The sequence below is a fragment of the Rothia sp. 32237D007AR genome, from assembly GCF_053544675.1.
The window spans coordinates 19,313-31,834 of the sequence record NZ_JBPPUO010000016.1; the positions used below are offsets into that span (position 1 = coordinate 19,313).

At 56.2% G+C, this 12,522-nt stretch carries 10 protein-coding genes and 1 pseudogene; 8 read left to right on the forward strand and 3 right to left on the reverse strand.

Annotated elements, in window-relative coordinates; genetic code table 11:
- Positions 1–18 precede the first annotated feature (18 nt).
- The 3 genes from ACED87_RS08910 to ACED87_RS08920 all read left to right on the forward strand — a co-directional run bounded on the left by ACED87_RS08910 (position 19) and on the right by ACED87_RS08920 (position 3,309).
- On the forward strand, positions 19–1,143 hold the full coding sequence (locus tag ACED87_RS08910; protein ID WP_449089967.1) for an RNA-guided endonuclease InsQ/TnpB family protein: 1,125 nt from the start codon (positions 19–21) through the stop codon (positions 1,141–1,143).
- A gap of 183 nt (positions 1,144–1,326) precedes the next feature.
- Positions 1,327–2,187: an HAD family hydrolase gene (locus tag ACED87_RS08915; protein ID WP_449089968.1), complete on the forward strand. Its 861-nt coding sequence runs from the start codon at positions 1,327–1,329 to the stop codon at positions 2,185–2,187.
- A 201-nt stretch (positions 2,188–2,388) separates the two neighbouring features.
- Entirely contained in the window at positions 2,389–3,309 is a 921-nt protein-coding gene (locus tag ACED87_RS08920; protein ID WP_449089969.1) for an AEC family transporter, read from the forward strand.
- A 60-nt stretch (positions 3,310–3,369) separates the two neighbouring features.
- On the opposite strand, the gene ACED87_RS08925 is transcribed toward ACED87_RS08920, so the two are convergent.
- Genes ACED87_RS08925 through ACED87_RS08935 form a run of 3 tightly spaced genes read right to left on the reverse strand, consistent with a single transcriptional unit; the run spans position 3,370 to position 8,554 of the window.
- The gene (locus tag ACED87_RS08925) at positions 3,370–3,993 is read right to left on the reverse strand and encodes a recombinase RecJ (RefSeq protein ID WP_449089970.1); all 624 of its coding nucleotides are present in this window, start codon (positions 3,991–3,993) and stop codon (positions 3,370–3,372) included.
- Positions 3,994–4,029: 36 nt separating this feature from the next.
- Positions 4,030–4,758, reverse strand: a complete 729-nt coding sequence (locus tag ACED87_RS08930) for a hypothetical protein (protein WP_449089971.1) — start codon at positions 4,756–4,758, stop codon at positions 4,030–4,032.
- A gap of 1 nt (position 4,759) precedes the next feature.
- A complete protein-coding gene (locus tag ACED87_RS08935) occupies positions 4,760–8,554 on the reverse strand; it encodes an AAA domain-containing protein (RefSeq protein ID WP_449089972.1) in 3,795 nt (1,264 codons plus the stop codon).
- Positions 8,555–9,170: 616 nt separating this feature from the next.
- Between ACED87_RS08935 and ACED87_RS08940 the strand changes: the two genes are divergently transcribed.
- The 5 genes and pseudogenes from ACED87_RS08940 to ACED87_RS08960 all read left to right on the forward strand — a co-directional run bounded on the left by ACED87_RS08940 (position 9,171) and on the right by ACED87_RS08960 (position 12,505).
- The gene (locus tag ACED87_RS08940; RefSeq protein ID WP_449083948.1) at positions 9,171–10,289 is read left to right on the forward strand and encodes a CAP domain-containing protein; all 1,119 of its coding nucleotides are present in this window, start codon (positions 9,171–9,173) and stop codon (positions 10,287–10,289) included.
- A 118-nt stretch (positions 10,290–10,407) separates the two neighbouring features.
- Positions 10,408–10,860, forward strand: coding sequence for a hypothetical protein (locus ACED87_RS08945; protein WP_449083946.1), 453 nt, complete (start codon positions 10,408–10,410; stop codon positions 10,858–10,860).
- 165 nt (positions 10,861–11,025) lie between these two features.
- Positions 11,026–11,517, forward strand: a pseudogene (locus ACED87_RS08950) (ParA family protein); the annotation flags it as partial.
- A gap of 84 nt (positions 11,518–11,601) precedes the next feature.
- Positions 11,602–11,820, forward strand: coding sequence for a hypothetical protein (locus tag ACED87_RS08955; RefSeq protein ID WP_449083945.1), 219 nt, complete (start codon positions 11,602–11,604; stop codon positions 11,818–11,820).
- A gap of 91 nt (positions 11,821–11,911) precedes the next feature.
- A complete protein-coding gene (locus tag ACED87_RS08960) occupies positions 11,912–12,505 on the forward strand; it encodes a hypothetical protein (RefSeq protein ID WP_449089973.1) in 594 nt (197 codons plus the stop codon).
- Positions 12,506–12,522: the final 17 nt, after the last annotated feature.

Sequence of the window (12,522 nt, forward strand, 5' to 3'; positions counted from 1 at the left end):
TCCTATAGGATTGTTTCTATGAAAACTCGTCAAACTGTTCTGATTCCACCCCAGGAAGTAGGTGTGCGTACTCTACGCCTACCCCTGGGCGTGGGCGCTGAACAGCTTGCGGTTCTTACCCCAGTCTTTGACCTGTACAACCTGGCATGGGGCAAAGTCGTTACCTGGTGCAACACCAACCACAGCGCCAACCGGACACGACTCCAAAAAGAGCTTTACCACCCTTTGAGGCAGACCTACCCAGATTTGCCGTCCCAGTACATCTCCATCGTTCTACGCGAGGGGGCTGCAGCTGTGAAGTCCTGGAATAGCAACAACCCTAAAAAGAAGTGGCAGCTCAAAGCAGTACGCAGGAAAAAGACCCTACCGCTTGACGCCAGACTCTTTAGTGTCAGAGGCAACCTTCTTACCGTCTCCACCAGAGTCAAGACCCCGCGCCTACGCCTACTGCTACCTGATACCCCAACCTGGTTCACCACCACCTACCCTGGTGCGAAACTTAACGCCGCCAAGATCGGTATCACTCGCTCCGGCCAGGGGTTCATTAACCTGATCTACCGTATCGAGAACACCAAACCGGTCGAAGATGGGCTAGTGCTAGGAGTAGACCGGGGCTTGTATAAAATCGCTGTCACCAGTGAAGGAGGTGAATACACTTCCTTGCAGGTAAGGGCCATTCGACGCAGATACCAGCACACCAGGGCCAAGCTCCAACAAAAAGGCACTCACTCCGCCAAACGACGCCTCAAGGCAATGAGCGGACGAGAAAAGCGGTTCATGTCGGATCTCAACCACCGTATCTCCAAACAACTCGTACACACCCCCAACCTGCACACCATCGTCCTTGAAGACCTCACGGGCATACGCAAAGCCAAACGTAACAAAACCACCCGCACATGGTTAGGCCAATGGGCCTTCTCACAGCTAGAGTTCGACATTACCTACAAGGCACACGCCCTAGGTATTACCGTTGCCCTCGTAGACCCGTCCTACACCTCCCAGCGGTGCTCAACCTGTGGGCATACTGCAAAGAACAACCGTTCCAAAGGCACGTTCGCCTGCCGCTTATGCGGGTTTGTTGCTAATGCTGATGTGAACGCTGCGATTAATATCAGGGATAAGTATCTTCTCTCTGCCTTGTAGGTAGAGCAGGGTGTTCGTCAATCACCCGTATGGATGGGTGTGCTGCTCGTAGAGTGGCACCCATGTCCAAGCTACGCCCCTTGTGGGCGTAGTAATTGACAGATTCCTTGTTTAAGGCTCTGCTCACCTTGCCTTAACCCGGCTTTTGTATAGTCTGGTCTACACGAGAGAAACGAGACACCGATGATTTCAGAGATCAAAGACATGCAAACCCTGCCGCTGCGCCGCTCGGACTGGCAAAAAGAGGACGGCGCCAAGTACCTGATCGCTATCGACGTTGATGGCACCCTGGTTAACCACGACGGCGCCATGAGCGAGGGCGTCAAAAAGGCAGCGCAGGAGGTCGTGGACGCTGGCCACCACGTAGTCATTTCAACCGGGCGTTCCCTGGGCGCGACCTTACCTATTGTTGGGATGATTGGGCTTACCCGCGGCTATGCGGTCAGTTCCAATGGGGCGGTGACCCTCAGCATTGACCCTGCCGTGGAGGCTGGCTACCGCATCATCGACAAGGTCACCTTTGACCCTTCACCTGCTATCACCTTGCTCAAAGCTAAGCTGCCGCAGGCGTCCTTGGCTCTTGAGGCACCTGATGGGACCGTCTACGCCACCGACAATTTTGAGGACTGGTCATTTGGGGTAAACACGGTCAAAACTACTCGCACTAAGATGGCGGCGATGAACTCGGCGGTGCGCGTGGTGGTGTGCTCACCCAGTGATACCCCCGCTGATTTTAAGCGTGCTATCTACGATTCGGGTTTGCACGGGGTGAACTATGCGGTGGGGTGGAGCGCCTGGCTTGATGTGGCCGCCCATGGTGTCACTAAAGCAACAGCCTTAGAGCAGATTCGCCGCAAACTCCACGTGGACCCCCGCCACACCATCGCTATCGGCGACGGCCTAAACGATAAGGAAATGATTCACTGGGCTGCCCGCGGCGTTGCCATGGGCCAGGCTGCACCTGAGGTAGCTGAACTGGCTACGGACGTCACCGGCTCAGTCTACGAGGACGGGCTGGTCCCCATCCTGCGCGACCTGCTTTAAGCAATGGCGGCTTGGCGCCAGCTGGCCCGTCATACCCGGTGAAATAATGCGCTCATCTATGGTGCTGTTTGCCCTGAAGAGTCCCCTGCTGCACCCGCTTGCTGAGCGAGTCTACCTGAGAATCTTCATCAACCGCTCCACGGCCTGCCAGCTAGAATCATAGGAGCTAGACAATAGCCTCAGGGCGGAAAGAAGACACGTATGCTGGCAGTATTTGAAGGGTTCACCATCATCGCCGTGGTGGTAGGGGCAGGCTACCTGGTGGCCCGCCTAGATATTCTCGGCCCGAACTCCGCGCTGGCCCTCAACCGTTTTGCCTTCTTTGTGGCCCTGCCCCCGCTCATGTTCGTCACTATGGCCGGGGCTGATGTGCACCTTATTTTCTCTGGTCGGCTACCGGTCGCAATTCTTAGTTTCAGCGCAGTTGCCCTGCTCTATGCGCTCATTGCCCGTTTTATCCTCAAAAGGGACGCTGGTACTGTCACTGTCGGTGCAGCAGCAAGCGGCTATATTAACGCTAATAATATGGGCCTGCCGGTAGCCACCTATATTGTGGGGGACGCCGCCCAGGTGGCCCCTATCCTACTTTTTCAGCTTCTTATTGCTGCCCCTATTGTGCTCTCAATTTTGGATGCTATTTCTCACGGGGCGGTTTCGGTGAAAACTGTTGCCACCCAGCCCATTAAAAACCCGCTCATTATTGGTTCTGCCTTGGGGTTAGCGGTTAATCTGTTGGGCCTGCCGGTGCCTGATGTGGTGATAGAGCCCTTCCGTATTCTCGGTGGGGCCGGTGTGCCCCTGATCCTGGCAGCTTTTGGTATGTCCCTGCGGGGGTCTAGGGTGCTCAATACCCCTGGGCAGCGTTTTGAGACCGTGCTCGCGGCAGGTTTTAAGAATATTCTTATGCCCCTGGTCGCCTACCTACTAGCTCGCTATGTTTTCCACCTGGGTGAGAGCGATGTCTTTGCGGCCACTGTTCTAGCGGCCCTTCCTAGTGCCCAGAATATGTATAACTTTGCTATTCGCTATAACGTGGCAAGTACCTTCGCTAGGGATATTGTTCTCCTCACCACCTTGGGGTCTATGCCTGTTATTCTGGCTATTTCCCTGCTGCTTCACTAGCCCCTAAGTTACTAGCCCCTAAGTTACTAGCCCCTGAGTTACTAGCCCTTGTGGGCCTTGCTATTCTTGGGACTCTAAACCCTCAAGAAGTTCAGCAATCAGGTCACGGGATGCTAACTCCTCATGCCAGTAGGAGCGCACCAGGGTCTTACTCACCGCCTGGGACGTAATACCCAGGGCCTGGGCCACCGCCTTTTGCTGCCCGCGCACACCGGGCACCAGCAAATCAAGCACCCTCCACTCAGCTTCGGTACGGGCGGACGCCACCCGGTAGAGCAGACGCAAAAGGCCAGTTACCTGATCTGCCCTGACCCCCCGGTCATGGGCGTGCACACAGATACCGCGCGGCGGGGCACCAGTCTGAGCCTGCTCCACTGCCGAACGTGACAGGCTCAAAGCCGCACCAGAACACTCCGGGGTAGATACAGCGCCCAGGGCCGCTGCGAAGCGCGGCCGCACCAGCTCACCGGCACCAATGCCCACCCAAAACCAGGTAAACCTGGCCCCTAGCAGGGCGGCGGCTAGGGCGTCCTGGGCGTTATCAAATGCTCCCTGCAACTCATCGGGGTAGGTGCGGGTAAAAGCAACAGCAGGGGCCAGCTGCTCCAGGCGGTTCTCCAGGTCGGCAAGGTGCGCCTGAACCGGGCCCTGGGGTGAGCGGGCAATAAAGGTCAGTACAAACATGCTTCTCAGTATGCCCTAGAGTGACCGGGCAGAAAACTAACCCTCACCCCAGAGCAGGGGTTCAGCGTCCACCCCGGCCATAAGAAGCTGCTCCTGTAAGGGCTGGGCGCACTCAATCGGCAGCCTGATGCTACTACAGGTCAAATCGTAGCCCAGGTAGGCGGTAGCGGTATCGAAACCAGCCAGATCACGCCCCAAATCCCGGCACAAGTGAACCACCTGCTTAAGGTCAGGTGCCGACCCAAAAACCCAGAAATAGTTGGGGCTGGTCAGCTGAAAAAGCCCCAAGGGGGCACCGCCCCCCTGCTGGCTTCTTACCCGCACCCAGCCCCCAGCCGGGTCAGGGTCCCCCGACCCGTCATGAGGGGCAAGAGGCTCAAGCGTCCAAGCCCGGGTGCGTTCCAACCAATCAGGTAGCTGCGGCATGTAGAGGGTATCGCCCTCCCCGCCCCACGGCGTGGATTCAAAACTGCGGGCACACATGGCAGACCAGAATTCACTACTACTACACGAGACCCCCACACTATTGAGCTGAGCCGGGTCACTGGGGGCCGCAAACTGGTCCTGGCCTGTCTCTTCGGGGTTCAAGGCAGCAAGGTCAGCCAGATAAGCCTGATCCCAGTAGGTTGGCCGGGTAGCATACCCCTGCTCGCGCAGGCGCTCATCGATACGCTGCAAATAGCGGGGCTCACCCAGGGCCACAGTCTGCCCCTCAAAATGAAAAAGATAGGGAGAACGCTTACGGTGAGTAGGGGAGAAGGCCATACTAACTCCTAACAGTGGGGGTATCGGTGCCGGCACCTGCCTCCCCCTGATCGGGGAAAGGCAGAGCCGCCTGCTCAAGACGAATAAAAGCACCCAAGAGGGCCAGCGCCTCCGGGGTCATCGGCATAAAATCGGTGAACCGGGTAGAACAGACCACCACCGCCGCCCACATGCCACGAGATAAGGCCACATTCAGCCGGTTAGGTGAGAGCAGGAAATCAGTGCCACGAGGACTATCACCGGCACTCGACGCAGCCATGGACACCAGCACCACCGGGGCCTCCTGCCCCTGGAACTTATCCACCGTACCCACGCGCACACCCCCGCCCTCGGCGTCCGCCAAACCTGCGTCCAGCAGGGCCGCCCGAATAGTATCAACCTGGGCGTTATAGGCGGCCACCACAATAATATCTGAAGGGGCTAAGGGCGCCGCCTGCTCAGGGGCCGCCAGGTGAGGAGTCCACACATGCCCCAGAAAACGCCGCACCAAAGTCACCACCTCAGCGGCCTCCTCAACCGACGCTGTTGAATTACCCCGGTGCTCTACCGTACGCACATAGACCCCCGGCTCCCAGCCCTCCAAGTGCCGCTCAGTACCCGAAGGAGCGGACGTCAGCCGCCCCTCATAGGACAGAGCCGACACCGGGGCGCACAAGGCAGGGTGCATACGCCAAGTCACATCAAGAAAATAGCCGAACTCCTCCGGCAAAACCGTACGCCCGGCAGACAACCAGCCCAAGGCAGACTCGTCCACCGGGTAAGGGTGAGTACCCTGCGTCACCTGAGGTAACTGAGCCGGATCGCCCAGAAGCAGCAGGTTCTTCGCCGCACGAGCAACCGCCAAAGTATTCGCCAAAGAATACTGCCCAGCCTCATCAATCACCAGAAGATCAAGCCCCTCACCCCGGAACTTGCGGTCAGAAGCAAAATCCCAGGCCGTACCACCAAAAATACGGCCCCCAGGTTCACCCATAAACCGGGCAATATCAGGGTTACGCACCTCACGCCAAGGAAAATTCGGGGTCTGACTCTTCCCCGCCCCCTTAGCAATCTGATCAGGGTCCACCCGGCCATTACTCATACACCCCAGCAGCATATTCTCAACCACCGCATGAGACTGAGCCACAATGCCCACCTTCCAACCAGCAGCCACCAGACGCCCAATCACATGAGAACCCACAAAGGTCTTACCCGACCCAGGAGGGCCCTGCACCGCCACATAAGACCGATCCAACTGGCTCACCGCCTGATAAATAGCCTGCGCCGTCGCCAAAGACCCGTGCGTCTCCACAAAATCCTGCGGACGCGGCAAAACCCCGCCCCCTACCAGCCTAGGCGGAACCCGACGCACCACATCAGTACCCGCCGACACCGGCACCTGCGGCAAAACCCGAGCAGTACCAGCGGCCAACTCAAGCAAAGCCTGCTCCTGAGCCTGAGTCGGAATAGGCTGCCCAGGCGTCAACGCCATCGGCAGATGAGAATAAGGCTCAGCAACCCCCTCACCAGAAACCCTCAAACTCTCCCGCACCGTAATCCGCACCAGGTTAGGCTGACCCACCTCATGCTCCGGAATCTCCTCCAACTCCACAATCTCACTATTAAAAGCACCAGCCCGCTCAGCCTCAACAGGCAAAACACCCTCATGCAAAGCCGCATACGTCAAAGCCTGCTGCCGAGCCTCCTGCTCCAAAAAAGGCGGAAAAGGGCGTGCATACATAGCAAACAAACCACTATCGCCCACCTTCACCGACGACCCCGGCGCAACCCGCGCCACCCCACTCACAAGCCGCACCAAAGAACGAGCCCGCTCCGGACGATGCCAATCAGCAACCACCTGCAAACGACCCAACAAAACCACATCACGGGCGTCCTCCCAATCCTCACGAGGAGCCGTCAAGCGGTTGAAATGATCCCACCAAAACTGGCGGCGCTCGCGGCGGTGATAGCCCGTAGCTGTAGCGACCATGGCAACAGCCTGCTTTTGTGGCTCCAAGTCGCCACCGGCGTCCAAGGCCTCAACGAACTGGCGCAAAACCCGTTCAGTATCAGTCTCATCTTCAGCTCTACCTGCCTGCACAAGTAGCTCATTTAGATCAGCTAAGGGGGCTGGCTGCACCACCTCATCAGCAACTGACCGCCCAGCTAGCCCTAGCAGCCAGGCGCGTAACTGAGACAGGGACAGGCCTGTGCGGTAGAGGCTACGAGCTAGTGCCCCACGCATAGCCTCTGCCTGCCCGGTGCGCCCTGCCCTCTCTGCCTCGGCTATATCAGCACATGCCGTCACTGGAATACCAAGCTCAGGCTCAAGATTCTCAGCGTAGAGAGGCTCAATATCTGCTAATACCCGGGTGCCCGCGCTGATGCGCATAGAGCGCCGTAGAACCTCAGAGAGATCCACTAAGACCCCTTCGCGTTGAACATCGGTAAGGAAGGCTTCGCCCACTCCATGCAGGGCAGCTAACTGTTGAAGGGTGGTGAGGGTAGACGCCCCAAAATAGTAGACCCGCAGACCGGGGTTAAGCTGCCGCTGGTGGTGCACCAGGGCCAGAAAATCAGTCAAGAGACGCCCCTCGGCGGCGCGATTATCAGCCCAGAACTGGCTAAAGAGGGGTTCTTCTTGAGGGCTCTCGTTCAAGTGCGCCACCCCCAGAACATAGGTGAGTCCCCAGGCCGAGGTGGGGTGGGCGGCCTGCTCATCGTGCCAGAGTGGGTCAGAGTGCAGGCTGATAAAGAGATCACCGGCGCTAGCGCGGGGGAGCATGCGCAAAGAGTGTCGGGGTAAGAGTTTGTAGGAGAGAGTATGCTCCTGCCCTTCATGGTTAACTGTTACCGCACCGTCTGGTTGGGCAAGACCTGTTTGGAGTGCAGCCTGTTCAGCGTAGCGGCGCACCAGCCCTGGGAGCTGAGACTTTCCGGCGAGGGCAGCTAGCTGGTCGATGCTTTGGACGCCGCAGCGCTGGTAGATAGCCTGCCGTGTTCGTGCTGTCATGCCTGAGGTCAGGAGCATGTCGCGGTGTTCTTGCACCATGACCTGGCAGGTATCGCAGCGCCCGCACCTTGTTATTTCTGGGCTGTCAGTTTCTACAAACCAGCTCACCGGGGGTGTGCCTGGCTTCTGATGGGCAGCCAGCAGGTGCAGGAGCCGCTGGCGTTTCTGTTCAAAAACGGGGGTGAGGGTGGCTAGTTCGTGTAAGGATTCAACATTATTACCCAAAATGAGGCAGACGTAGGGGTCAGTGGGGATACCTTCACTATCTAGCTGGTCGGCGTAAGCGGCAACCTGCAGGAGGGCGGGCACGCGGGCTGTGCGGGCCAGTTTAGTATCGACCACCCGGTAGCTCCCCTGGGGCTGTTTTACGAGGAAGTCAGCGCGCCCGTGGAAGGAGCCGTCGAAGAAACTGGCCTGAAAGACAACATCGGCCCCTGCACTCAGGGCGTGGAGTGTTTCTTCTCGTTTCTCTTCTAGTGCTTGGCGGGTATAGGTTTGCGGGGGCTCAACCTCATATACTCCCTGCCCGGTTCTAGGGTCCCAGCTGCCGTAGGTTTTTATAAAGTCTTGTAGGACGCGCTGTTCGTGGGCTTCACCTAGAGCTGCGGCTCTGAGAAGTTGAGGGTCTTCCTTGCGTTCTAGCCGGGGCACTCTTCCTAGGGCTTGGTCGAGGGCGTAGAGGGCAGCAAACTGGCATTGGGCGGAGGCTACTAGGTCAGATGCTGAATAGACTAGCGACTTGCCAAGGGCCTTGGGGCTGGTGCCTGGCAGTGAGGGCGCGGATTCAGCGTCGATGAAGAACATGGGGCTCCTAGGGGTTGCTGTATTTAAGGCTAGCAAGGGAGGCTGACATTTTAAGGAGTGGGGAAATGGCTATCTCCGTAGAGATGGTTCGTACCAGTTGGTTTTTTAGAATGCGGAGTATAAGTTACTGCCGGGTATAGAGCGCTGTCACCCAAAATGTAATGTGAATCATATAAAACTGCTTTCTTTTCCTCTATAAAAGGGGACGGGTGGCCGAATCCTTTTCTAGAGCTAAAGGGATGCTTTTTAAGCACATCCGTGTTTAATAAACCCCGACCTGAGGGCTAAATATCAAGGCTGTTCGAAATTATTAGCCCGGTATGATTCTGTTTTGGCATGTCTCCGGTGGGGAGGATGGTGGGTGTGGCAACACTCATACGCAGAGTGAATTTTCCTTGAAGCCATCTTGGTGGATTGTCTGTGCTTATGGCAAGAAAGCGCCTCTGAAGTGCTAAGACGCTAGTAATAAGCAATCTTTATACATGTCAGCATATGTTCAGACCTGAAATAAATCCCACAAAAACATCACAAAATAGTCAAAAATAGGTCACGATTCTATAAAGTTATCTTCGTAAACCTCCCCCCTTGCTCATCCCCCCTAGAAACAGGAGCATGTATGAAGAACCTCCTCGGAGCCACCCGAGCGATTCAGCCGACGCGCCGCCAGGCAGCCGTCCTTTCCCTCACCGGCCTTGTCACCGCCACCGTTGCCACCGCCGCAACTGCCGCTGCATCAGATATTCGCACTGTCTCTGCAGCCCAGCGTGCCGCCGACCAGCAGACCCTGCTCAACCTCATCAACGCCTACCGCGCCCAAAACGGTCTAGGCGCTGTCAAGCACTCTGCCACCGTAGCCTCAGTCATGGAAGTAGAAGCTATCCGCCAGTTCAAGGCCGGAAACTACTCCCACGGCACCGAGTTCCTCTACAACGCCAAGGTCCAGGGTTACAGCTTCGTCCGCGAAGTTATCGCCCTCTCCTACAACGACGACCTCAACCAGCTCCTCAACTTCTGGAAGAGCTCACCTCCCCACCGTGCCGCCATCCTGGCCCCTCAGGCCAACGTCATCGGCATCGGCTTCTGCTACGGCCACGGCAAGTCCCTACCCTGGCGTGTGCTGGGTAACGTCGGCATCTACCGCTACGAAGCAGGTAAGGGCCCTAACGACTACGTTTCATCTACTACCGCAGTCAATACTCTCTCAAACACTACGAACGAAGTTCCCGCCTACGCCATCAGCGACAAGGTAGCTAACTACTACCACTCCCGCGGCGGCGCTGAAACCTTCGGCCTGCCCGCAGGTGCCCCCTTCTCATCTATCAACGGTGGGGTTATCCAGAACTTTGCCAAGGCCCACACTCTCTACTGGAGCCCTGAAACCGGTGCCCACAGCGTCTACTGGGGCGGCGCCATTGGTGGGCGCTACGCAGGTAGCGACTTTGAACGTACCTGGGGTTACCCCGCCAGCTCAGAATACGAATTCTGGGGCTGCGTGCGCCAGGACTTCCTCAAGGACGGGTACACCACCTCGGTCTACTGGACTCCCTCTACCGGGGCACGGGTTATCAACGAATACGGCGCCATCTCTGGTCGCTGGTACGCCATGGGCGGCCCCGCAGCCCTGGGCTTCCCCGTTACCGATGAGACGACCTGGATTGATGGAGTCACCCGCGTCACCTTCGAAAATGGTGCCACCATCAACTGGACTGCAGAGCGAGGCACCTGGGTAAGCTAGCCACCTGCTTCCCCTCAGCTTTCAGGCCGGCGGCCCCTCTACCAGGGGCCGCCGGTTTTCTCTCCCCGCTTCTACTGCTGATCGTTGGGCAGCGACTGAACGGCTCAAAGAAGAGGTGTTGGATCTACGGAAGGTACCTACTGTGCTTCTCGTGAAGCACCTAGGTAAGATTTTTGCCGCTGGGTGGTGTATACAAGACATCATTCGAGCTTTAGAACAGGATTCTGAGGGGATTGTTTACCAAACACGTGGTGCCCAAACACGTGGTACCGGTGGTATGCGCTCAATCTTGGCCTGGCTACATATTAGGGTCAATGCCTGGAAGTACGATGATGGTTCTTTGCCTCCTTCTCCTACCCGTATCCGGCACAAGCAGGCTGAGGCTGAGCGTGAGCGTCTGATTCAGCAGCAGAAGCAGATTCTTGAGGAGATGAATAGGCCGAAGGTTGTGCCTGTACGGGGTCTGAGTCAGGTTCGGTTGATGCGTGAGTATTTGAAGGTGAAGAGGTTTAAGGGGGCTGTGGAGGCTGCACGGCTATACCCAGAACAAGCCAAAATGTTAAAGAACTAAAACCTCTATCTGCCGTTAGCTAGTGGTTATACGTACCGTCTTACCGGTATCAAATAACCAATATTTACCGTAACCGGTAAAAGCATATAACGGTAATGAGGTAAAACAATAAAACAAGTGATACCGTAGAACCATGAAAATCGTCATCACCAACACCAAGGCGGAGTCGGCAAAACTACCACCGCCATCTACCTGGCAACTGCCCCGAGCAAAACCCACACAGTAGAAGTACTCGATGCTGACCCCCAAGGCTCAGCAACAGAATGGGCTATCCGTGCAGAAGAGAGCAACCAGCCCCTCCCCTTCAGCGTGCAAGCTGTTAACATTGCTCAACTCAAACGCGTGACCAAGGCACCGGAGACCATCGCTATCATTGACACGGCCCCTGGTGATACACGCGGAATTGATGCTGCTCTTAACGGGGCAGACCTCATCATTATCCCAACCGCATCAAGTGCTATCGACATGTCTCGTGTCTGGGAGACAGAAGCAATCGCCTCAGAAGTCGCAGCCGCCTATATCCTGCTCACTCAAGTCAATACTCGCACTCGCTCATACGCTGCTGCCTTTGACGTTCTAGAAGAACAAGGAAGGAGTGGGATATTTCGAAACGGCTATCCCTCGCAGAGAAAACATCCGTCAGTCCTTCGGCACTAAGCCCACTGAACTCTACGGGTATGATCGCGCAGCAGCTGAACTCCTCGCAGAACACTAAGACCCTAAAAAGAAGAGAACAAAGCAATGAAATCTAAGAAAAACCTGACCCAATCCATGGCTCCCCGACAGGCTGTCCCCTCTATGAAAGAGGCAATGCCTACCATCGATGCACAAGACCCCTTGAAGCACCTGACTATCCAGATTCCTGAGTCATTGCGTAATGAGCTGAAGATTTGGGCTGTTCAGCGTGGGCTGACGGTTCGTGAAGTGGTAGAGCAAGCTATTAGGGAAGCCATTAAGTAGTATTTACCGGTTTACCGCCAACGGTAAAGCGGTAAAACTGCAGGAAGCTCTAAGTCGCTGGGTACTAATACTGCATGAAAGGAAGCGTCTGATGCTTTTATCTGTTATTACCGGGATCAAAGAATCCATGTCCCTTCCCCTCAGAAAAATTTGGATTGTTGTCTGTTCACTAGCCTCTTGCGTTAATGCCGTTGGTGTATTTACCCGGAAAACGAGCCAAGAAACACTGCTTGACTTCCTGAGCATGTTCGGTTCTCCCGGCTGGGGCATAGATTCAGTTGATGCCGTGGCGTATTGGCTTCTCCATCAGTCTCCAACAGAAATAATAAGGACAGGACTGTTCTACCTAGCTATATCACTTGTATTTTTAGCAGGGTGGAAGACTGCGGGATACGGTGCATGCTCTTCCCACGTCTGCAGCATGTTCTATGCGTTCGTTACCCCATTCTCGGTTCCAGACCTCATAATCCTATTCATAGTCCCTTTTCTTCTCATGCTTTGGGGGACCTGTATCTGGGGCCGTAACCATTATTTTCGATGGAGTAAGCCACTCATTGAGTTCTTCATCTGCCCTTTAGCATGGGTTCTGGCCTTACTCGAACTTCTCAGCGGTAGAGACAAAACGCAGAGCTCAAAGTCATACCCCCAAGACGTCTTCTTTTTCCAGGCACCTCACTACTGTTGATACGCCCACCCCAAAGA